Source organism: Grimontia marina (assembly GCF_900060185.1).
In the GTDB taxonomy this organism is placed as follows: Bacteria; Pseudomonadota; Gammaproteobacteria; order Enterobacterales; family Vibrionaceae; genus Enterovibrio; species Enterovibrio marinus.
In genome coordinates this window covers 24,882-48,314 of record NZ_FIZY01000003.1, presented here as the reverse complement: position 1 = coordinate 48,314, position 23,433 = coordinate 24,882, and the positions used below count along the sequence as shown (strand labels likewise).

Sequence of the window (23,433 nt, the reverse complement as noted above, 5' to 3'; positions counted from 1 at the left end):
CTCATTAATTAACAAACTGCCAGAGATAAAGCCATCATGTCTGGGACAGGCTGACTCTCATCAAATGGCATAAAACGGATGGCAAAGCGCGACTTATGGCCGGATACCAGCGGAAAAGCATTGTATTCGGTAGAGACTTGAATGCGAAGTAAATTCGCCCCTTCTACATCCTGCTGATAAAACCCATTCACCACCGTACATGGCTGAAGACCTGCACTGCCGCGGGTCAGACGCAGCCAAAAGCTTAGCGCGTCATCCAGCGGAGCCAGAGTCTGCTTCCATTGCTCCGCATTAGATTGCTTGTGTGCCACCGGCAGATTCAGCCAGTGGTGCAGAGACGGCAAATCAAAACTGCAGGTACCACCAGGAATGGAAAAGCGCTGGCGGATAGATGACAGAAACTTATCTTCACGAAGCTTCTGGCCAAGGCGTGAACCCTGCAGTAATGCTTGCTGGATCTGGCGGCTTTCAAGCAATAGCGCTTTTAACTGCTCTGTATCGACATTCGGGACGTCGAGCCAGGTTTCTAGCTTGGCGCGCTGTTTCTCTAAATCCTTGGCAAGGTCGCCCTTAACCTGTACCTGCTCAAGAATCTCAACCAAGTCGAACAGGCTGCGGAAAAATACTCGCCACTGACCGTCATCAGTCAGTGTGGAAGATTGGTTAATTTGATCGAGAAGGTACTCAAGACGCAGGTATACGCGAACCTGCTCAGTCAGGGGATGCTCGTAAAGGGTGTCACTGCTCATCTTGCTTCCCGTTTATTGCGCCGCCAGAGCGAGATACTGGTGGTGCAGTGTTTCAATCTGTTCTGACAACGGTTTGCTGTCATTTTCATTAAAGATGACATCGTCAGCAGCTTCGAGTCGCTGTTGACGAGTAGCCTGCGCGGCGAGAATATTTTTGACCTGCTCTTCTGGCACTAGGTCCCGTTGGGTGGTCCGGGTCACCTGCGTGGCTTCACTGACATCGACAACCAGTACACGCTGGCAAAGTGATTGAAGACCGTTTTCCACTAAAAGGGGAATGACCAGCAGGCAATATGGTGACTTGGCCTGAGCGGTTTGGGTAATCATCTCTTGTCTGATTTTGGGATGCAACAGACCATTGAGCCATTCCTTGTCTTCTGGATGAGAGAAAACATGCCCGCGCAGTGCACCTCGGTTCAGCGTGCCGTCGTCATTGAGCATGGAAGCGCCAAACTTCTCTGAAATGGCTTTCAAGCCTTCAGAGCCAGGTTCAACCACTTGTCTGGCAATCACATCGGCATCAATCACTTCAATGCCTTTTTCCGCGAACAGGTTGGCAACCGTGGTTTTTCCACTACCAATGCCGCCTGTAACGCCTACCACGTATGCCATGAATCAGTAACCCAGATAAGAAGTTAAGTACCAGTCGATGATCTTATTGCCCCAGAGCAAACTGATCCACCCCGCAATCGCGAGATACGGGCCAAATGAGAACGGTGTTTCTTTTCCGGTGCCTTTGACACGCATCATAATGATGCCGCCAATCGCACCGACAAACGAGGCCATCAGCACCACCATCGGCAGCGCTTGCCAGCCAAGCCAAGCGCCAAGAGCCGCTAAGAGCTTAAAGTCACCATATCCCATTCCTTCTTTGCCTGTCAGGATCTTAAACAGTTGGAATACAGTCCAAAGGGAGAGATAACCTGCCATTGCACCGATAACTGAATCTTGCAGCGACACCGGAGAAACGCCAACAAGCGCGAGCAAAAGACCTGCCCACATCAGAGGAAGTGTCATTTGATCTGGCAGCAGCATGGTGTCGAGGTCGATAAAGCAAAGGGCGACAAGTGTGAAAGTCGCGCCAATTACTGCTAATGACCAATACCCAGTCAAGGTGAACGCCACAAAACCTGAGAGGACTGCTGCCAGGATTTCGATGAGAGGATAGCGAACGCTGATTTTAGTTTTGCACGAGCGGCATTTACCGCCAAGAATCAGCCAGCTCAACACAGGAATATTGTCGATGGCACGAACCGGCGCGCGGCAAGATGGGCAATGAGATCGTGGCAAGCTCAGGTTGAAGATGTCGCTTTCCTTTGGAGCTGGCATGTCATCAGGAAAGCACTCATGGCATTCCTGACGCCACTGGCTTTCCATCATTTTGGGAAAGCGGTAAATCACAACATTAAGAAAACTGCCCACGATAAGGCCAAACAGCGAGGCGAGAAAAACATATAGACCCGGGGAGTCAAAAAGCCAGTCCATCAATCAATCCTGTGTAAACTTTGTTGGGTATGATAACGACTTGTGCCGCTTCGCTCCATGTGAAATGAAGTAGTTAGCGGCACAAAACAGAGAAGGGTCGGAAGCCTAGCCCATTACACTCATCAGGTTGAACATCGGAAGATACATCGCTACCACCAGTGAGCCGATAAGCAGGCCCAAAGTGACAATGATCATCGGCTCCAGAATCTTACCGAGATTGTCGACCGTGTTATCCACGTCGGCTTCATAGATACCAGCTACTTTATTCAGCATGTCATCCAGCGCACCAGACTCTTCTCCGATCATCACCATCTGGATCATCATGTCCGGGAACTCGCCGGTTTCCTTGATGGAGCGGTGAAGAGGGCGGCCGCCAGACGTTTGCTTATGCACTTCTTCGATAACCATTTTAAAGTGGCTGTTGTTGGCTGTTTTACCTGCAGCGGATAGCCCGTTAAGCAAGGGAATCCCCGCACTAAACGTTGTCGCCAACGTACGGGTGAAACGAGAAATGGTGGCTTTGGTCAGCACGTCCCCAATCACGGGAATATGCAGGGATAACTTGCTGACTTTAAGACGGAAGCTGTAGCTTTTATTCACGCAGCCTTTAAAGGCTGCAACAGCCAGAATGAGCGCAACCAGTATATAAAGTCCGTAGTCCCGAATCGCATCTGATACGTTTAATACCTTTTGGGTAAACCAAGGGAGTTCTGCCCCGAAAGAAGAAAACACATCTTTGAAAGTTGGGATCACGAAGATCAGCATGCCGATGGTCACTGCTATGGCGATAACGCATACTATCGAAGGATAGATCATCGCCTTAACCACTTTCGAGCGGGTTTCCTCGCTCTTCTCGCGATAGACACAAATGCGCGCAAAGATTTGTTCCAACCGGCCCGTTTGTTCACCGGTGGCAACCAAGTCACAGTAAAACTGATCAAAAAGAGGTGAGCTCGCTTTCATCGATTGCGCCAGTGAGGAGCCCGCTTCAATGTGGCTGTAAATCTGGCTGATGATCAGCTTCATTTCTGCTTTCTTTGCGCTGGCTTTTAGCAGTCTCAGCGTTTCTCCCAGCGGCACGCCCGCTTCCAGCATGGTTGCCATTTGGCGGGAAAACAGGGTGATATCTTTCGCTGTTGCCGAGTTTCTGCGCCGAACCCAGGAAGAAGGTGAGCGCTTTTTAATTTTCTCCAATCGGATGTGTTGCTCCTGGAGGGCCTGCCTGGCTTCTTGCTCTGAGAATGCCAGCGTTTGACCTTTTACTTTGGCGCCTTTGGAGGTGACGCCGCGCCACTGATAAGAGAAAAGTTTATTGGGACTGGTGGCCATGATATTTCCTTTTACAGACTGATCACGCGTTGCAGTTCTGCAAGGCTGGTGATGCCTTCATTGAGTTTTTCGATGCCGGATAACTGCAGCGTTAACATGCCATTGCTCATGGCAAGGGTTTCTATGCGGGAAGCTGATGCGCCGTTACCAATCGCTTCTGCCAAATCCCTGCTAACTGGCATGACCTCATAAATACCGACACGTCCCAGATAGCCATGGTTGCAGTGATCGCACCCTTCCGCTGAGGCCTGATAAACCAGCTCTGGTTTAAGCGACGGATAGTGTTGGGTCAGTGCCGTTAAATTGTGGTCATCGGTATCATGTGGCACCTTGCAATTTGGACAAAGACGACGGCCCAAGCGCTGGGCGATAATCAAGGTGAGTGAAGCGGCAAGGTTGTAGGCGGCAACGCCCATGTTTGCCAACCGGGTGACACTTTCCGCCGCTGAATTAGTGTGCAAAGTCGATAGCACCAGGTGACCAGTTTGTGCCGCCTTGATACCGATTTCTGCAGTTTCTAAATCACGGATCTCGCCGACCATCACCACATCTGGATCCTGACGGAGAAAAGCACGTAATGCTTTGGCAAAATCCAACCCGATATCGTTGTTGATGTTGACCTGATTAATGCCGGGAAGGTTGATTTCAACCGGGTCTTCTGCGGTGGAGATATTGCGATCAGCGGTATTGAGATACTTCAGGCCGGTATACAAAGAAACGGTTTTCCCGCTACCTGTAGGGCCTGTCATCAAGATCATCCCTTGCGGGCGATTCAGCGCATTCAGATAATCTAGTTTTTGTTGCGGGTTATAACCGAGAGAGTCAATATCCAGCGCGACACTGCCACCATCCAAAATCCGCAGTACCACTTTTTCGCCCCAGAGCGTAGGCAGGGTAGAAACGCGCATATCGATGGACTTATCTTCGGAAAGATTCAGCTTAATCCGCCCATCTTGTGGAAGACGGCGCTCAGCAATGTTCAGCTTGGCGATGATTTTTAACCGGGTCGAAAGACGGCGCGAGATACCCGCAGGTGGCGTGCTGTGGGTTTGCAAAATACCGTCTAAACGGAAGCGGATTTGGTAGCTTTGCTCGAAAGGTTCGAAGTGGATATCGGAAGCTTGTTTACGGACAGCGTCCATCAGGACTTGTTGGATGTAGCGGCTGACGGGGGCATCGTCAGAAAACAGATCTTCATTTTCGGCAATGTCATCGATGCTGTTACTTAACGCTTCCAACTCAGAGTCTGTCACACTGTTGGTGCGAATTCTCTCCGTGACATTCTTACCATAAAGCCGTCGAATCGCCCCTTCAATCTGGGCATGTTCCAACAGAACAGGATTAACGGAATAGCCTGTAGCGAACTGGAAATCATCCTGAATATCAATGCGGGTGGGGTCACTAACCCCTAACAGCAGTCGCTGGTTGCGAATTTCTAAAGGGATGCATTGTGAAGAGAGCACTAATTCTTTTTGGTTCAGTGTCGCGTTAGTGGCTTCCCAAGGATAGTGCTTGATGTCCTGTAAAGGCTCGCCAAAAATGTCGAAAACGGCTTTAGCCAGCTCTTCGCTTGATAGGATTTTTAAAGCGAGCAAAGCCGAAGGTGTGCTCACACCTTCGGCTTTGATTTTTGCTGTGACTTCTTGTTCTTGCGCCGAAGAAAGGTATTCAGCTCGGCGCAGTGCTACAGCAAGGTTGAATGTCATTGTTCTTATGGCGTAGCAGCTGTGTTACAACCGTCGATAGCACCAGCTGCAGTCGTAATTGCGGATTCAGCGGCACAGTGCCAAACTTCGTCGTTCCTTGTGAAGGTTATTTTTTTGTTGCCAAATGAAGAATGATCATTTGCGAAAGTAAATACTAACGTTCCCGCTGTTGCGTTATCACCTGAAGTGGCTGCTGTCCCTGTGATTTTTCCAAGAGCGCCAACTTTAAACTCTCCGTTGGCATTAGGGTCGAGGGCATCAGCGAAAGTAGCCAGGGTATTTCCATTCTTTTCAGCTAGGTGAAGCTCAGCTTTTGTAAGAAGATTCTTGACTGATGCAACGCCTGCCTTAGCATCTGACTCAAGTTTATATTTGCTATACGCAGGAACAGCAATCGCCGTCAGTGCACCAATAATCCCAACCACAATCAGAAGCTCAATTAAGCTAAAACCCTTTTGCTTTTTCATATCCATTACTCTCCGATTAATTTATATACGCAACTGTGCGCTTAAAGTGGATCCAAGATACGGCGGATAGAGAGGGGAAAACAGCAGATAAAATTCGGGTTTCGAGTGGTGAATTGTCTTTTCTGTAATTGACCTGTCAATCAATTACTTTAATGTGAAGCGCGAAATAAAAAAGCAGGCGTTATGCCTGCTTTTATCAATTAGTCGATTGATATTAATGAGTTACTTGAGTCTCATCGACAAGTCCATGGCGCGAATATGTTTGGTCAGTGCTCCGACTGAGATGTAATCCACGCCGGTTTCTGCAAATTCGCGGATGGTATCAAGGGTGACATTGCCGGAAACCTCCAGCGCGACTTTCCCTTTGTTGAGCTCCACAGCTTGGCGCATCATTTCGGTGGTGAAGTTATCAAGCATCACAATGTCTGCGCCTGCATCGATTGCTTGTTGCAGTTCATCCAGAGATTCCGTTTCCACTTCAACCGGTTTTCCGGGATTCAGCTTTTTGGCTGTTTCAACGGCGCCTTGAATGCCGCCGCAGGCAATGATGTGGTTTTCTTTAATCAGGTAGGCATCATAAACGCCAATGCGGTGATTAAAGCCGCCGCCGCAGGAAACAGCATATTTCAGCGCATTACGAAGCCCAGGGATGGTTTTGCGCGTATCCAGCAGGCGGGTTTGGGTGCCAGCAATTTTCTCAACATAGCGGGCAGTTTCTGTGGCGCAGCCAGAGAGTGTCTGGATAAAGTTCATCGCGTTGCGCTCGCCCGTCAGTAGGGTGCGGGCTGGGCCTTTCAGTTCACAAAGCACCTGATTCGGCTCGACCTTATCACCGTCTTCCACTTTCCAGTTTATGGCCACTGTGTTACCCAGTTGGCGGAATACCTCATCAGCAAATGCACGGCCGCAAAACACGCCAGCTTCACGGGTGATGATGGTTGCTTTACCTTGAGTGTCTGTAGCAATCAAGCTGGCTGTGATGTCACTGTCCGCATTAATCTCACCGCCCAAGTCTTCTTTTAATGTATCAGTAACGCAGCGAACCACATCTTCTTCGAGATGTGCTTTCAGGTAGGCGATACGGCTTTGGCTATCGTGGACGCGTGAAGTATTTGAAAGATCGGACATGGTGGTTCCATCACAGTGAGTTCGGTTTAATTCAGGTTGGCCCTGAGTGATGGATGCAAGTTTACCGTCGGCAGGGGAAATTTGCGAGGTAAGAGGTGAGCTCTCTGTATGTCGATTCGTTAGAAAGTTGTGCCTGTTTTGGCGGATGGCGAGTTAAAATAGTCAAAGACCTGTTTCTTGTTTGCTGTTTTTGGCGAGTTTTCAATGTTAACCATCACCAATCATTTGTTGGACAGTGCCACTTATGTTCCTTCACCTCACTTTAACGAGCGCCCGGTCGAGGAAGACATTTCGCTGCTGGTGGTACATAACATTAGCTTGCCGCCGGGTGAGTTTGGTGGGAGCTATATCGAAGACTTCTTTCAGGGAAAGCTCACCTCTACAGCGCATCCCTTCTTTGATGAAATCCGCGATGTTCAGGTCTCAGCCCATTGTCTGATAAAACGTGATGGCACGGTGGTGCAATTTGTGCCTTTCAATCAACGGGCTTGGCATGCCGGTGTGTCTTCATTCGAAGGTCGTGAGCAGTGCAATGATTTCTCGATAGGTATTGAGCTGGAAGGTACTGATGACCTGCCATACACGGAAGCGCAATACGCTGTATTAGCTGATGTGTCCCTAGCTATCATGAAGCATTATCCTGCTATTACTTCTGAGCATATTACCGGCCATGAAAATATTGCTCCGGGGAGAAAAACCGACCCCGGTCAGGCATTTCATTGGGATAAGTTTAAATCACGCCTTTAGGTCACACGCAGGGCACAGCGTCAGGCCAAGAAAATAGTGTGAATATGCGTAAAGGTGTGTTGACGGTTTGCCACACCACCTGAAACGACTTTGAGACTTACTGCACAGAATCCCAACCGCTGCCAAAATAATTGGTCTGACCATTATCTCTTCGTTGATTAATAAATGCGCGACATCTAATTGTAACGTCTATGACTTAAATCAAGTTTACGGTGGACACTAAAGCCACATTCTGGTAACTTTTTACCGGTTTAATAATTGGTCTTACCAATTTACAAGACTAGAAAATGGGATAGGACGCGCAGGACTTCCGGCGCCAGATAAACAATAAAACGATGGCTATACAACGGATTCGTCAACCCAAACTGTCTGACGTTATAGAGAAAGAGCTTGAAAGTCTGATTCTGGAAGGAACTCTTTCGCCTGGGCAAAAGTTGCCCCCGGAGCGTGAGTTAGCGAAGCAATTTGATGTTTCCCGCCCCTCCGTCCGAGAAGCGATTCAGCGATTAGAAGCTAAGAAACTCCTTAATAGGAAGCAAGGTGGCGGCACATTTGTGAGTGAGCGTTTGTGGCAGCGTTTCTCTGAGCCTTTGATCGGCCTTTTGGCTGACCACCCTGAAAGCCAGCTTGATTTGCTGGAATCCCGTCATGCGCTGGAAGGTATCTCTTCCTATTTCGCTGCATTACGCGGAACCAACGAAGATTTACAGCGAGTGTGTGATTGCCACGATAGCATTCGCGAAGCCCAGCAGCTTGGCGATTTAAAAGCCGAAGCCGCCGCCGTTATGAAATACCTGATTGCCGTTACCGAGGCATCACATAACGTGGTCCTACTGCATATCATGCGCAGCCTGGCGCCTTTGCTGGAGCAAAACATTTTACAGAACTTTGAGTTACTGAACCGACGTGAAGATGTCGTCGCGAAGGTAACCAAGCACAGGGCCAATATTGTTCAGGCGATTACCGCTGGTGAGCCGGAAAAAGCCCGCCAGGCATCGCATGCGCATTTGGCCTTCATTGAGGAAACCCTGCTGGATTTGGGTCGTGAGGAGAGCAGACGTGAACGCTCCTTGCGCCGAATACAGCAACGCAAGGACGAGTTGGAATAGTGGATCCCGACAGCTTTGAGGAGTTGTCAGGAACCGTTTTTTCAGCTGCGACAACATTAGTTTTGTACGAGTCAATCAACGAAAGGATAGATCGCCATGTCTGAAGTCATGAAAAATGACGTGGACGCACTAGAGACCCAAGAGTGGCTAGCCGCTCTTGAATCAGTCGTTCGTGAAGAAGGTGTAGAACGTGCCCAGTTCCTGCTTGAGCAAGTTATGGAAAAGGCGCGCCTTGACGGTGTTGATATGCCAACTGGCATCACCACCAACTATGTGAATACCATCCCTGCAGACAAAGAGCCTGCATACCCGGGTGATGTGAACCTGGAACGTCGTATTCGTTCTATCATTCGTTGGAACGCGATCATGATCGTGTTGCGCGCATCGAAGAAAGATCTGGAACTGGGCGGCCACATGGCGTCTTTCCAATCTTCAGCTGCATTCTACGAGACCTGTTTCAACCATTTCTTCCGCGCACCTAACGAGGTGGACGGTGGCGATCTGGTTTACTACCAAGGTCACATTTCACCGGGTATCTACTCGCGTGCATTCGTTGAAGGTCGTCTGACTGAAGAGCAACTGGACAACTTCCGTCAGGAAGTAGACGGTAAAGGTATCTCTTCTTACCCACACCCTAAACTGATGCCTGAGTTCTGGCAGTTCCCAACCGTATCTATGGGTCTGGGTCCAATCTCTGCTATCTACCAAGCACGTTTCCTGAAGTACCTGAATGGTCGTGGTCTGAAAGACACTACCAACCAGCGCGTATACGCATTCCTGGGTGATGGTGAGATGGATGAGCCAGAATCACGCGGCGCGATCTCTTTCGCAGCTCGTGAGAAGCTGGATAACCTGTGCTTCCTGATCAACTGTAACCTGCAACGTCTGGACGGCCCAGTAATGGGTAACGGCAAGATCATCCAAGAGCTGGAAGGTCTGTTCAAAGGTGCTGGTTGGAACGTTGTTAAGGTTGTTTGGGGTAGCGGTTGGGACAAACTGCTGGCGAAAGACACCACTGGTAAACTGCTTCAACTGATGAATGAAACCGTTGATGGTGACTACCAGACGTTCAAAGCAAAAGACGGTGCTTACGTTCGTGAGCACTTCTTCGGTAAATACCCTGAGACGGCTGCATTGGTTGCAGACATGACGGATGACGAGATCTGGGCACTGAAACGCGGTGGTCACGAGCCGTCGAAGCTATACGCAGCATTCAAGAACGCACAAGAAACCTCTGATCGTCCAACTGTGATCCTGGCGAAAACCGTTAAAGGTTACGGCATGGGTGAAGCGGCAGAAGGTAAGAACATTGCGCACCAGGTGAAGAAGATGGATATGAGCCATGTTCAGCACCTGCGTGACCGTCTCGGCCTGCAAGATCTGGTTTCAGACGAAGACATGGTTAATCTGCCATATCTGAAACTGGAAGACGGCTCAGCTGAGCATAAATACCTGCATGCCCGTCGTGAAGCGCTGCATGGTTACACACCACAACGTTTGCCTAAGTTCACTGAAGAACTGACGCTGCCACAACTTGACGCATTCCAGCCACTGCTGGAAGAGCAGAAGCGTGACATCTCTACCACCATGGCTTTCGTGCGTGCACTGAACGTGCTGCTGAAAGACAAAGGTGTTGGTAAGAACATCGTTCCAATCATTGCGGACGAAGCACGTACCTTTGGTATGGAAGGTCTGTTCCGTCAAATCGGTATCTACTGTCCTCATGGTCAGAACTACACGCCAGAAGACCGTGGCGTTGTTTCTTACTACAAAGAAGCAACTTCAGGTCAGGTGCTGCAAGAAGGTATCAATGAGCTGGGTGCAATGTCTTCATGGGTTGCTGCGGCAACTTCATACAGCACCAACGATCTGCCAATGATCCCGTTCTACATCTACTACTCGATGTTCGGCTTCCAACGTGTTGGTGACATGGCGTGGATGGCTGGCGACCAACAAGCACGTGGCTTCCTGCTGGGTGCAACTGCCGGTCGTACAACGCTGAACGGTGAAGGTCTTCAGCACGAAGACGGTCACTCACACATCATGGCGGGTACGGTTCCTAACTGTATCTCTTACGATCCAACCTTCGCATTCGAAGTTGCAGTGATCATGCAAGAAGGTATCCGTCGCATGTACGGCCCTGATCAAGAGAACGTGTTCTACTACCTGACACTGATGAACGAAAACTACGCACAGCCAGCAATGCCTGAAGGCGCTGAAGAAGGCATCCGTAAGGGTATCTACAAGCTGGAAACAGTTGGTTCTGCACGTCGTAAGAAGAAAGTTCAGCTGATGGGCTCTGGTACCATCCTGAATGAAGTTCGCAAAGCAGCAGAAATTCTGGATGCGGATTTCGGTATCACTTCAGACGTATACAGCGTGACCTCATTCAATGAGCTGACTCGCGATGGTCAGGATTGTGACCGTCACAACATGCTGAACCCAATGGATGAAGCGAAAGTTCCATACATTGCACAAGTGATGGGTACTGAGCCTGCTATCGTAGCGACTGACTACATGAAGAACTACGCGGACCAAGTTCGTGCGTTCATTCCTGCTGAGTCTTATCGCGTGCTGGGTACGGATGGCTTCGGTCGTTCAGACAGCCGTGAGAACCTGCGTCGTCACTTCGAAGTTAACGCTGGCTACGTAGTCGTTGCTGCGCTGACAGAACTGGCGAAGCGTGGCGATATCGAGAAATCAGTGGTTGTTGAAGCCATTGAGAAGTTCGGTATCGACACTCAGAAAGTGAACCCACTGTACGCGTAAGAGGCATATATCAAATGGCAATCGAAATTAACGTACCAGACATCGGTGCCGATGAGGTTGAAGTTACTGAGATCCTCGTTAGCGTTGGTGACAAAGTTGAAGAAGATCAGTCGCTGATCACCGTTGAAGGTGACAAGGCGTCGATGGAAGTACCTGCATCACAGGCCGGTGTGGTTAAAGAAATCAAAATCGCGGAAGGCGACAAGGTTTCTACCGGCTCTCTGATCATGATTTTCGAAGAGGCAGGCTCCCCTGCCGAGGGTGTAGCGCAAGCTGCACCTGCTCCTGCAGCAGCGGCACCTTCTTCAGCTACAGAGCTGAAAGAAGTTCACGTACCGGATATCGGTGGCGACGAAGTAGAAGTCACTGAAATCATGGTAGCGGTTGGCGACAGCATTGAAGAAGAGCAATCTCTGATCACTGTTGAAGGCGACAAAGCGTCAATGGAAGTACCTGCACCTTTCGCGGGTGTTCTGAAAGAAATCAAAGTAGCAGCGGGTGACAAAGTGTCTACCGGCTCTCTGATAATGATTTTCGAAACTGCAGGTTCAGGCGCTGCAGCACCAGTTGCAGCGGCTCCAGAAGCAGAAGCTCCTGCGGCAGCACCAATCGCTGGTGGCGTGAAAGAAGTTCACGTTCCAGATATCGGTGGTGACGAAGTTGAAGTGACTGAAATCATGGTTGCAATCGGCGACAGCATCGAAGAAGAGCAGTCACTGATCACTGTTGAAGGTGACAAGGCTTCTATGGAAGTTCCTGCACCATTCGCAGGCGTGCTGAAAGAAATCAAAGTAGCAGCAGGCGACAAAGTGTCGACTGGCTCGCTGATCATGGTATTTGAAGTGGCGGGCGCAGCACCTGCACCAGCGGCGGCAGCGCCAGCAGCATCTGCTCCTGCAGCGGCTCCAGCTCCTGCGGCGGCACCTGCAGCAGCTTCTGCGCCAGCAGCAACTGGTGATTTCCAGGAAAACAACGAGTACGCACACGCATCTCCAGTTGTTCGTCGTCTGGCTCGTGAGTTTGGCGTTAACCTGGCGAAAGTGAAAGGTACTGGCCGTAAGAGCCGTATCCTGAAAGAAGACGTTCAGAACTACGTGAAAGACGCCCTGAAGCGTCTGGAATCTGGTGTGGCGGCTTCTGCTTCTGGTAAAGGTGACGGCGCAGCATTGGGTCTTCTGCCTTGGCCGAAAGTTGATTTCAGCAAGTTCGGTGAAACTGAGGTTAAACCTCTGTCTCGCATCAAGAAGATTTCTGGCGCGAACCTGCACCGTAACTGGGTAATGATCCCTCACGTGACTCAGTGGGACAATGCTGACATCACTGAGCTAGAAGCATTCCGTAAAGAACAAAATGCTATCGAAGCGAAGAAAGACACTGGCATGAAGATCACCCCACTGGTGTTCATCATGAAAGCTGTTGCGAAAGCGCTGGAAGCATTCCCAACGTTCAACTCTTCGCTGTCTGAAGACGGTGAGAGCCTGATCCTGAAGAAATTCGTTAACGTTGGTATCGCAGTAGACACGCCAAACGGCCTGGTTGTTCCAGTCTTCAAAGATGTGAACAAGAAAGGTATCTACGAGCTGTCTTCTGAGCTGATGGAAGTATCGAAGAAAGCACGTGCTGGCAAGCTGACTGCAGCTGACATGCAAGGTGGCTGTTTCACTATTTCCAGCCTGGGTGGCATCGGTGGTACTGCGTTCACGCCTATCGTGAATGCACCAGAAGTTGCAATCCTGGGTGTGTCTAAGTCAGAAATGAAACCTGTATGGAACGGCAAAGAATTTGCGCCTCGCCTGCAACTGCCATTGTCTTTATCGTATGATCACCGCGTGATCGACGGTGCAGACGGTGCACGTTTCATTACTTACCTGAACGAGTGTCTGTCAGACATTCGCCGTCTGGTACTGTAAGGCAACACTCCCTCGATAAGCGTTCGTCTGCATATGGCGAACGCTGATTTGATGTACAGCTCACAGGCTATGGGTTTTTATTTTTCAGCTTGTTAACACGGCTGTAAAATGTCTGGCCAAATGCGAGGCTGCAGACGTACCGCGCAGTGAAACAAATGGTTCAAAATAATAAAACTCTTAGTCAGGGATATAAGACTACAACGAGGTCAGAATGAGTAAAGAAATCAAAGCCCAAGTCGTCGTACTGGGTTCGGGTCCTGCAGGTTATTCAGCGGCGTTTCGCTGTGCAGATCTGGGTCTGGACACCGTTCTGGTAGAAAAATACAACACGCTGGGTGGTGTGTGTCTGAATGTGGGTTGTATCCCATCGAAAGCACTGCTGCATGTGGCGAAAGTTATCGAAGAAGCAAAAGCGATGGCTGACCACGGTGTTGTGTTTGGCGAACCAACTACAGACATCAGCAAAATCCGCGTATGGAAAGAGAAAGTTGTTAACCAACTGACTGGCGGTCTTGGCGGCATGGCTAAGATGCGTAAAGTAAATGTGGTTAACGGCTACGGTAAATTTACCGGCCCTAACACCATCGTGGTTGAAGGTGCAGATGGCGCGACCACTGTTAACTTTGACAACGCAATCATTGCAGCAGGTTCTCGCCCAATCGAACTGCCATTTATCCCGCATGAAGATCCACGCATCTGGGACTCTACCGATGCACTGGAACTGAAAGAAGTTCCTGAGAAAATGCTGGTTATGGGTGGCGGTATCATCGGCCTGGAAATGGGTACGGTTTATCACGCACTGGGTTCTCAAATCGACGTAGTTGAAATGTTCGACCAAGTTATCCCGGCAGCTGACAAAGACATAGTTAAAGTCTTCACTAAGCGTATCAGCAAGAAGTTCAACCTGATGCTAGAAACCAAAGTGACTGCGGTTGAAGCGAAGGAAGACGGTATCTATGTAACGATGGAAGGCAAAAAAGCACCTGCAGAGCCAACCCGTTACGATGCAGTACTGGTTGCTATCGGTCGTGTACCTAACGGTAAATTGATGGACGCTGAGAAAGCGGGTGTTGAAGTAGATGAGCGTGGTTTTATCAATGTAGATAAGCAACTGCGTACAAATATTCCACACATTCACGCGGTAGGCGATATCGTTGGTCAGCCAATGCTGGCACACAAAGGTGTGCATGAAGCGCATGTGGCGGCAGAGGTTATTGCTGGCAAGAAGCACTACTTCGATCCGAAAGTCATCCCGTCCATCGCTTACACTGAGCCAGAAGTGGCTTGGGTTGGCCTGACTGAAAAAGAAGCAAAAGAACAGGGTGTTAGCTACGAAGTTGCGACTTTCCCGTGGGCAGCTTCTGGCCGTGCAATCGCGTCTGACTGTTCCGACGGTATGACGAAAATTATCTTCGACAAAGACACTCACCGTGTTATCGGTGGCGCGATTGTCGGTACCAACGGCGGTGAGTTGCTGGGCGAGATTGGTCTGGCTATCGAGATGGGCTGTGATGCTGAAGACATCGCCCTAACGATCCATGCTCATCCGACTCTGCATGAGTCTGTTGGTCTGGCTGCAGAAGTGTTTGAAGGCTCGATTACTGACCTGCCAAACGCGAAAGCGGTGAAGAAGAAAAAATAATTTCTGTCTTCATATTTAAAAAACGCCGCAATTGCGGCGTTTTTTTGTTTTCTCACTTAAGTGGATTCACTTAAAGCTTGAAGCGTTTTACCAACTCGCCCAGCCTGTGTGAAAGCTCACGTAACTCATCACTGGCACGGGCCATATTCTCGGCTGTATCAGCGGTTTGCTGGGTAGTCTCGTTAATGTCTTCGATGTTGCGGTTGATGTCAGCCACCACGGTCGCTTGCTCTTCCGTCGCTGTTGCGACTTGAGTGTTGATATCTGAAATCAGTACGATTTGTTCGTTGATTTGCATCAGTGCTGAAGAGGCATTCTGTGAAGCATCCGCGCCCTGGAAAGTCAGCTTTTGGCTGTTCTCCATCGCCTCTACTGCTGACTGCGCTTCTTTCTGCAGATCATCAATCATCGTCTGAATTTCGTTAGTGGACTCCGCCGTGCGGCTTGCAAGGCTTCTTACTTCATCCGCAACCACCGCAAAACCACGACCTTGCTCTCCAGCGCGTGCCGCTTCGATCGCCGCATTCAAGGCAAGTAGATTGGTCTGCTCCGATACACCACGGATTACATCCAAAATACCGCCGATTTGCTGGGTATTACCTGCAAGCTTGCGGATCACTTCTGCCATGTTATTCATGTCCGTCGCAAGCTGTTGGATGTTGTCTTGCGCCGACATGACAACGCTCTGACCAGTCGCCGTTTCATTGGCTGCGTTGTTGGCGGAATCGGCGGCATGAGCAGCATTCGCTGCGATTTCATTTACCGTCGCACCCATTTCATTGATGGCGGTGACTACCAGCATAGTACGGTCACGCTGGCTTTGACTCTGGTTTTGCGTCATTTGTGCTTGAGCGGCAACGATAGAAGCCGAGTTGTTAAGTGATTGACTTGTGGCCGCTACATCCCCCACCACCTGGTGAATTTTGCAGACAAAGCTATTGAACCCTTGCGCTAGTTGAGCAATTTCGTCATTGCCCTTCACCTCAAGGCGTTGACGGAGATCGCCTTCACCTTCTCCGATATCTCGAAAGACTTTAGCCAGATCTGAAATCGGGCGTGTGATGGTGGATGCAAGGAAAACCGCAGCAATTGCAATCAAGGCACACACTAATATCGACAGCATAATGATTTGCTGCGCAGTACTGGTGAGCTCGTCGTATACCTCGCCAGTTGGCACTTCGGTTACTACAAACCAATCCAAAGAAGGAATGTAGCTTGATGCCAAAAGGACATCACGTTCATTGGTTGATGTCCTGATCAGGTTAAAGTCACGCTGAATTAACAAGTCGCGAACATTTCCCTGATACATCTGAGCGATATTACTGGTGCCCATGTAGTTACTGTTGCGGTGCAACTGCACCCGACCATCGCGGGAAACCATAAACACAAAGCCGCTTTGCTCGATGGCGAATTGGTTCATGAAGTCGATCATGTTATCCATCGAACGGGACAGACCTACCAATAAGGGGCCGTTAAGCTGTTGATAGTTTACAAACAGCTTCAGGTCTCCATTTTCTTCGCGGAATACACTGTTAGTGCGTGCTTCTCCACTCTTTACCAATTTGAAGAACCAGGGACTGTCTTGAGGTCTTAGCTGACGCAGAAAACCATCTTGGTTCCAATAGTCACCGTTTGCACGGTTGGCGACAGAAGCATCGGTTAACTGGTATTGTTGTTTGAGTGATTGAAGGGTGTCGATGATATCCGATTTTTCGCGAGGGTCTCCCGCCGCCTGAACGGCGGTTGCCATCATTGGCATGCCAGCGAGTTGTTCGGCGGCTGAGGTGAGTTGGATAACGCTTTGTTCTACTTCCTCACGAATATTGGTCAGCAGTAACGGTAGCTCGTTTTTGAGCAACCGCGTCTCTACCATGTCATGGGCTTTTGTCAGGCTTAGGAAGCTGACAAGGGCAGTAGACGCGATAACCGCTGAGATCATCGCGAAAATGAGTTTCTGTTTTATAGTTAACCGCGTGAAATTCATGCTTTTCTCCGTGGTGCCGATATGCGTTCGGCGTTATGTGTCGCTTTCAAGGAACATCAAAATTGCAAGGCAGCAAAAAAATGTTGATTAGGCTTCTAAAGGGCAGGTTGGTTACTGCAGTGATTCTGTTGTCGGCCACGCTGTCTGCATCTTTAGCGTTTGCGGAAAATAAATCTCAAAGACCAACCGTTGGATTGGTGCTTGGTGGGGGAGGCGCGAAAGGCGCGGCACACGTGGGTGTGCTTAAGGCATTGGAAGAAATGCATATCCCTGTCGACTACATTGCTGGTACCAGTATGGGGGCCTATGTAGGTGGACTTTATGCCACAGGCATGAGCGCTGATGAAATCGGTGCCATGATGGAATCTCTGGATTGGAATGAAGGCTATCAAGACAGGGTTTACCGGGGTGATCGCCGTATTCGCGACAAAGAACATGAAGATCGCTACAACCTCTCCACCAATCTCGGCTTCGACTTTAAAAGTCTAAAAACCCCCCAAGGGTTTGTACAGGGTCAGAATATGATCCGTATTCTTCGAGACTCGACGGGTAATTTGCCTTCCTTTGAATCGTTTGACCAAATGGTGGTGCCATACCGAGCCGTTGCAACAGACATTGAGCGACTGATTCCCGTTGTCATCGGTGATGGGCAGCTGACCGAAGCCATGCTGGCAAGTATGGCAGTACCTGGAGCACTGCCACCTGTTGAGCTTCAAGGGCATTATCTTGTTGATGGCGGTCCGGTTAATAATCTGCCGGTGGATGTCGCGAAAGCATTGGGTGCTGACATTATTATTGCCGTTGATATCAGTACCGACTATTACCCCGCGGAAGAGCTTGGCTCTTACCTTCAGGTGATGAATCAATTGGTGAACTTTATGGTTCGCCAGAGCACTGAAAAGCAAATATCGAACATGGATAAAGGCGATTTCCTGCTGACGCCTGATGTCGGGGATATGGAAACCACGGAGTTTGACCGTGTGCCGGAAGCGCTGCAGAAAGGCTACGAGATTGCCATGGTCAATCGTGATGCTCTGGAAAGGATCAGCATGACTTCTGGCGAGTATCAGGAGTATGTGGAAGAGAAACAAAAGCGCCGCAGAATGATGCTTTACGGTGATACGCTGGATGTTGACCGCATTGTGATTAACAACGACACCAGTTTTTCTGACGAAGTGCTTAAAGCTCGCCTAAACCTACAAACTGGCAAAATGGATTCCGAAAATCTCGAGAAGTCGGTGCAGAACCTTTACGCCCTAGACCGTTTTGAAACCGTGCGTTACCACCTTGAACAGGAAGGTGAGGAAAACGTGCTGGTGGTCGATGTGGCAGAAAAAAGCTGGGGGCCGAACTTTGTCGACTTCCGCTTTGCACTGGAAGATAACTTTGAGTCAGACACCAATTTCTCTGCAGGTGTCAGTATCAATACCACAGGTCTGTCTGATTACGGCGCAGAGCTGCGATCCACTTTTGAGTTGGGTTCCGACAAGAAAGCCCAAGCCGAGCTGTATTTGCCATTCTCTGCTGAGCAGACTTTCTTCGCTGAAATACTCGGTGGATTGGAGGTAAGAGAGCGCAATGCCTACTACCGTGGTGACCAAGAGCCAGTATTAGGTAGTGATAGCTTTGCTATCGGTACCCGCTACAGTGAAGTGATTGGGGATGCCAGCATAGGTTGGCAGCCAAAGCTTTGGGGAGAATTCAAGCTTGGTTACCGTCACGTCTATGGTGAAGAGAAGTTGGCGAACAGTCTATCCCTGACGAGCGATTATGAACGTTCGATGCCGTATCTCTCTTTTACGCTCGATACCTTGGACAACAGGGTGTTTCCAAATGTTGGTGGGTATATCGACGCCTCTCTGGGATATGCAAAGGATAAGGTCGACAATCAAGGTGAGCATGCAGAAAGCGAAGCGGCAGTGCTAGATGTGGAAGGGATTTACGCCCAAACCTGGCGAAAACATACCCTTTATGGCAAAGCAAAATATGGCACCATCAACTCGCGTGTCGGGAATGTGCTCATTGAACCTCACGAGCTGGGGGGCTTTCTGAACCTATCAGGTATACCAAAGGACTCGCTCTGGGCAAACAATATCGCTTACAGTGCGTTGGTTTACCGCTATCGTTTGCTGGATAACGACTTTGGTTTGTTTAAATCTCCTGTGTATTTAGGGACTTCCCTTGAGTACGGTGGAGTGTGGAACAACCCAGATTTTTCACTAAAAGATATACCGTTTTACACGGCAGGCAGTATATTTGCTGGGGTCGATTCACCGTTGGGGCCCATCATTGTCGCCTATGGTCGTACAGAAAATGATCTCGATTCGTTCTATTTTATAGTCGGGTCCCACTTCTAAAGGACGCAGAGGGCGAAGTGACTGCTTCGTTCTCACTGATAAATCAAATGTTTCATTCCATGCCTGGAATTTAAAATTTGGTTAAAAAGTGATAACATGCCAGCTTCGTTATGCAGGGCACCACAGAAAGATAGTTACCTCCTACATTTCATTCGGTGCCTGCTAGCCGAGCTTAATTCCAAGGATGTCTGGCCGCGACGGCCGGACCGCAATATGAGGAAAACGTCGTGCTTGAAGCCTATCGTAAACACGTCGAAGAACGTGCTGCTCAGGGCATCGTCCCTAAACCACTTGATGCGGAGCAAACCGCAGCCCTAATTGAACTGCTCAAGAACCCACCTGCCGGTGAAGAAAGCACCATCGTTGATTTGCTGGAAAACCGAATCCCACCAGGCGTAGACGAAGCGGCATATGTCAAAGCTTGCTTCTTGTCTGCTGTCGCGAAGGGCGAAGATAGCTCTCCGTTGATTAGCAAAGAGCGCGCTGTTGAACTGCTTGGTACCATGCAAGGCGGCTACAACATCGAATCCCTGGTTGCTCTGCTGGATGATGATGCACTGGCACCAATTTCGGCTAAAGCGCTCTCTCACACTCTGCTGATGTTCGATGCTTTCTACGATGTAGAAGAAAAAGCGAAAGCGGGTAACGCATTTGCGAAGCAGGTGATGGAGTCTTGGGCGGAAGCTGAGTGGTTCCTTTCCAAGCCGAATGTTCCTGAAAAAGTCACCCTGACCGTATTTAAAGTGACGGGTGAAACCAACACTGATGATCTGTCACCAGCGCCCGATGCATGGTCTCGTCCAGATATCCCACTGCACGCACTGGCGATGCTGAAAAACGAGCGCGACGGTATCAATCCAGACCAAGCGGGTGTAGTTGGTCCAATCAAGCAAATTGAAGCGCTGAAAGAAAAAGGTCACCAACTGGTTTACGTGGGTGATGTTGTCGGTACGGGTTCATCGCGTAAGTCTGCGACCAACTCTGTGCTTTGGTTCATGGGCGATGACATTCCAAACGTTCCAAACAAGCGCGCAGGCGGTTTCTGTCTGGGTGGCAAAATTGCCCCTATCTTCTTTAACACCATGGAAGATGCTGGCGCACTGCCAATCGAGCTGGATGTTTCCAAGCTGAACATGGGCGATGTGATTGACATCTACCCGTTCAAAGGTGAAGTTCGTAGCCACGGCTCTGACGACGTCCTGTCTACTTTCTCCCTGAAAACTGACGTACTTTACGATGAAGTACGCGCAGGTGGCCGTATCCCTCTGATCATTGGTCGTGGTCTGACAGACCGTGCACGTGAAGCGCTGGGTCTGGAGCCATCTGACGTCTTCCGCCGTCCACAACCAGTGGCTGACTCTGGTAAGGGCTTTACCCTTGGTCAGAAGATGGTAGGTAAGGCATGTGGCGTTGAAGGTATCCGCCCTGGCACTTACTGTGAGCCTAAGATGACCACGGTAGGTTCTCAGGACACCACCGGTCCTATGACCCGTGATGAGCTGAAAGACCTGGCGTGTCTGGGCTTCTCAGCTGACCTGACCATGCAGTCTTTCTGTCACACTTCGGCGTATCCTAAGCCAGTTGATGTGAATACTCATCACACGCTGCCAGATTTCATCATGAACCGTGGCGGTGTTTCCCTGCGTCCGGGTGATGGTGTTATCCACTCATGGCTGAACCGTATGTTGCTGCCAGACACTGTAGGTACTGGCGGTGACTCTCACACCCGTTTCCCACTGGGCATTTCGTTCCCAGCAGGTTCTGGTCTGGTTGCATTCGCAGCCGCGACCGGTGTGATGCCATTGGATATGCCTGAATCAATCCTTGTTCGTTTTAAAGGTGAAATGCAACCGGGTATCACTCTGCGTGATCTGGTTCATGCGATCCCTTACTACGCCATCAAACAAGGTCTGCTGACCGTAGAGAAAGCCGGTAAGATTAACGCATTCTCTGGCCGTATTCTGGAAATCGAAGGTGTTGAGCACCTGACGGTTGAGCAGGCATTCGAACTGTCTGATGCATCAGCAGAGCGTTCTGCTGCGGGTTGTACTGTGAAGCTGTCTCAAGAGTCAGTGTCAGAATACCTGTCTTCTAACATCGTGATGCTGAAGTGGATGATCAGCGAAGGCTACGGCGATCGTCGTACCATCGAGCGTCGTATCTCTGCGATGGAAGCATGGCTGGCTAACCCAGAGCTGATGGAAGCTGACGCAGATGCTGAATATGCAGAAGTGATCGAAATCGATCTGGCTGACATCAAAGAGCCAATCCTGTGTGCGCCAAACGACCCAGATGATGCACGTCTGCTGTCTGATGTTGCTGGCGACAAGGTAGATGAAGTATTCATCGGTTCTTGTATGACCAACATCGGCCACTTCCGTGCAGCAGGTAAACTGCTGGATAAGTTTGGTGGTACGCTGGAAACCCGTCTTTGGGTAGCTCCACCGACTAAGATGGACCGTGACCAGCTGACCGAAGAAGGCTACTACGGTATCTATGGCCGTGCAGGTGTACGTATCGAAACCCCTGGCTGTTCTCTGTGTATGGGTAACCAAGCGCGTGTTGCTGACAAGTCAACCGTACTTTCCACCTCTACCCGTAACTTCCCGAACCGTCTGGGTACCGGTGCGAATGTTTACCTGGCTTCTGCTGAGTTGGCATCTGTCGGTGCTATCCTGGGTCGCATCCCAACGGTTGAAGAGTATCTGGAATACGCGAAGCAAATCGATGCGACAGCGGCAGATACCTACCGTTACCTGAACTTCCACCGCATGGATCAATACACCAAGAAAGCGGACGAAGTGATTATCCAAGCAGCGGTTTAATGCTTGAATAACAGAGAAAAGAAAGCCTCCCAATTGGGAGGCTTTGTTCGTTATAGGGGATATTTATTTCCTAGAGCTTAGGACTTAGTTTCAACGTTCTCGCTACGTTTTGGGCGGTCAGTTCAACATTCTCTTTCGCATTTATCAGTGCATCTTCCAGCGTGCATGCACCTGATACAACGCTAAACAGCGCATCTATGCCGTGGTCATATACTACGACGCTATCTTGAGTGATGCTGCCTGCGATGCCGATGACTGGAAGGCTGAATGTCTTGGCACAGCGCGCTACACCAATCGGGGTTTTACCGTGAATGGTTTGGCTGTCGATACGGCCTTCGCCTGTGATGACCAGATCCGCATCTTTCAACTGCTCGGGAAGGTTAACCGCATCCATGACGATTTCGATGCCAGGACGCAAAATGGCATTGAAAATACCCATTAATGCAGCGCCCATACCACCTGCAGCACCGGCTCCCGCGCTGTTTTTTACGTCACTACCAAGCTCTGATTTCATTATGTCAGCATAGAGAGCAAGGTTGGCATCCAACGTTTTGACCATCTCCGGTGTCGCACCTTTCTGCGGACCGAAAACCGCCGAAGAGCTTTTTTCACCGCACAGTGGGTTGTCGACATCACAAGCGACTTCAAGTTTCACGCTCTTGAGGCGTGAGTCGACATCGCTGCAATCAATGGTGTGAAGACTTGCCAATGCACCGCCACCAAAGCCAATCGCTTGTCCGTCTTTGTCCAACAGTTTAACGCCAAGTGCCTGAGCCATGCCTGCACCACCATCGTTGGTTGAGCTGCCGCCGATACCGACAATCAGGTGCTTAGCGCCATGATCCAGTGCTGCTTTAATCAGTTCACCCGTACCGAAGCTGGTGGTTACCAGAGGGTTGCGCTCTTTGGATGGAACCAAATGAAGGCCGGATGCCGCCGCCATTTCGATGACGGCGGTTTCGCCATCACCCAGCAGACCAAAGAATCCTTCAACCGGAGTGCCAAGAGGCCCCGTTACTTCTACCGGAATAATACTGCCACCAGTGGCGTCAACCAGTGATTGCACTGTGCCTTCGCCACCGTCTGCCATGGGCAGTTTGGTGAAACGCCAAGCAGGAAGAACGGTCTTGAAGCCGTTTTCTATGGCCTGAGCGACTTCTGCGGCACTCAGGCTTTCTTTATAAGAGTCAGGGGCAATGACGACATGCATTCTTGGGCTCCAAAAA

16 protein-coding genes are annotated in these 23,433 nt (G+C 49.9%); 7 read left to right on the top strand and 9 right to left on the bottom strand.

Annotation, left to right across the window (positions count from 1 at the left end; genetic code table 11):
• Positions 1 to 8: 8 nt before the first annotated feature.
• From zapD to nadC, 7 genes are all read right to left on the bottom strand, one after another.
• Positions 9 to 749 (bottom strand): cell division protein ZapD, encoded by a 741-nt coding sequence (gene zapD, locus GMA8713_RS02495; RefSeq protein ID WP_062705419.1) that lies wholly within the window; start codon positions 747 to 749, stop codon positions 9 to 11.
• Positions 750 to 761: 12 nt separating this feature from the next.
• Entirely contained in the window at positions 762 to 1,361 is a 600-nt protein-coding gene (gene coaE, locus GMA8713_RS02490) for a dephospho-CoA kinase (protein ID WP_062705416.1), read from the bottom strand.
• Positions 1,362 to 1,364: 3 nt separating this feature from the next.
• Positions 1,365 to 2,234 (bottom strand): prepilin peptidase, encoded by an 870-nt coding sequence (locus GMA8713_RS02485; RefSeq protein ID WP_062705414.1) that lies wholly within the window; start codon positions 2,232 to 2,234, stop codon positions 1,365 to 1,367.
• A gap of 105 nt (positions 2,235 to 2,339) precedes the next feature.
• The gene (locus tag GMA8713_RS02480) at positions 2,340 to 3,563 is read right to left on the bottom strand and encodes a type II secretion system F family protein (RefSeq protein WP_062705412.1); all 1,224 of its coding nucleotides are present in this window, start codon (positions 3,561 to 3,563) and stop codon (positions 2,340 to 2,342) included.
• Positions 3,564 to 3,574: 11 nt separating this feature from the next.
• Positions 3,575 to 5,269, bottom strand: a complete 1,695-nt coding sequence (gene pilB / locus GMA8713_RS02475; protein WP_062705409.1) for a type IV-A pilus assembly ATPase PilB — start codon at positions 5,267 to 5,269, stop codon at positions 3,575 to 3,577.
• Between the two features lie 5 nt (positions 5,270 to 5,274).
• Positions 5,275 to 5,736, bottom strand: a complete 462-nt coding sequence (locus GMA8713_RS28400; protein WP_062705611.1) for a type IV pilin protein — start codon at positions 5,734 to 5,736, stop codon at positions 5,275 to 5,277.
• Positions 5,737 to 5,958: 222 nt separating this feature from the next.
• Positions 5,959 to 6,864, bottom strand: coding sequence for a carboxylating nicotinate-nucleotide diphosphorylase (gene nadC, locus GMA8713_RS02465; protein ID WP_062705407.1), 906 nt, complete (start codon positions 6,862 to 6,864; stop codon positions 5,959 to 5,961).
• A gap of 204 nt (positions 6,865 to 7,068) precedes the next feature.
• On the opposite strand from nadC, the gene ampD reads away from it, so the two are divergent.
• From ampD to lpdA, 5 genes are all read left to right on the top strand, one after another.
• Positions 7,069 to 7,611 (top strand): 1,6-anhydro-N-acetylmuramyl-L-alanine amidase AmpD, encoded by a 543-nt coding sequence (ampD, locus tag GMA8713_RS02460; protein ID WP_062705609.1) that lies wholly within the window; start codon positions 7,069 to 7,071, stop codon positions 7,609 to 7,611.
• A gap of 335 nt (positions 7,612 to 7,946) precedes the next feature.
• A complete protein-coding gene (pdhR, locus tag GMA8713_RS02455) occupies positions 7,947 to 8,720 on the top strand; it encodes a pyruvate dehydrogenase complex transcriptional repressor PdhR (protein ID WP_062705405.1) in 774 nt (257 codons plus the stop codon).
• 96 nt (positions 8,721 to 8,816) lie between these two features.
• Positions 8,817 to 11,489: a pyruvate dehydrogenase (acetyl-transferring), homodimeric type gene (gene aceE, locus GMA8713_RS02450; RefSeq protein WP_062705403.1), complete on the top strand. Its 2,673-nt coding sequence runs from the start codon at positions 8,817 to 8,819 to the stop codon at positions 11,487 to 11,489.
• Positions 11,490 to 11,503: 14 nt separating this feature from the next.
• The gene (gene aceF / locus GMA8713_RS02445) at positions 11,504 to 13,399 is read left to right on the top strand and encodes a pyruvate dehydrogenase complex dihydrolipoyllysine-residue acetyltransferase (protein WP_062705401.1); all 1,896 of its coding nucleotides are present in this window, start codon (positions 11,504 to 11,506) and stop codon (positions 13,397 to 13,399) included.
• 211 nt (positions 13,400 to 13,610) lie between these two features.
• Positions 13,611 to 15,041, top strand: a complete 1,431-nt coding sequence (lpdA, locus tag GMA8713_RS02440; RefSeq protein ID WP_062705399.1) for a dihydrolipoyl dehydrogenase — start codon at positions 13,611 to 13,613, stop codon at positions 15,039 to 15,041.
• Between the two features lie 70 nt (positions 15,042 to 15,111).
• Here the strand turns inward: lpdA and GMA8713_RS02435 are convergent, their stop codons facing one another.
• Positions 15,112 to 17,025 (bottom strand): methyl-accepting chemotaxis protein, encoded by a 1,914-nt coding sequence (locus GMA8713_RS02435; RefSeq protein WP_062705397.1) that lies wholly within the window; start codon positions 17,023 to 17,025, stop codon positions 15,112 to 15,114.
• Positions 17,026 to 17,105: 80 nt separating this feature from the next.
• On the opposite strand from GMA8713_RS02435, the gene GMA8713_RS02430 reads away from it, so the two are divergent.
• Positions 17,106 to 19,382 carry a patatin-like phospholipase family protein gene (locus tag GMA8713_RS02430; protein ID WP_062705607.1) on the top strand — a complete coding sequence of 759 codons (2,277 nt, stop codon included), beginning with the start codon at positions 17,106 to 17,108 and terminating at the stop codon, positions 19,380 to 19,382.
• Between the two features lie 227 nt (positions 19,383 to 19,609).
• Positions 19,610 to 22,207 carry a bifunctional aconitate hydratase 2/2-methylisocitrate dehydratase gene (acnB, locus tag GMA8713_RS02425; RefSeq protein WP_062705395.1) on the top strand — a complete coding sequence of 866 codons (2,598 nt, stop codon included), beginning with the start codon at positions 19,610 to 19,612 and terminating at the stop codon, positions 22,205 to 22,207.
• Between the two features lie 70 nt (positions 22,208 to 22,277).
• On the opposite strand, the gene GMA8713_RS02420 is transcribed toward acnB, so the two are convergent.
• Positions 22,278 to 23,417, bottom strand: a complete 1,140-nt coding sequence (locus GMA8713_RS02420) for a glycerate kinase (protein WP_062705393.1) — start codon at positions 23,415 to 23,417, stop codon at positions 22,278 to 22,280.
• Positions 23,418 to 23,433: the final 16 nt, after the last annotated feature.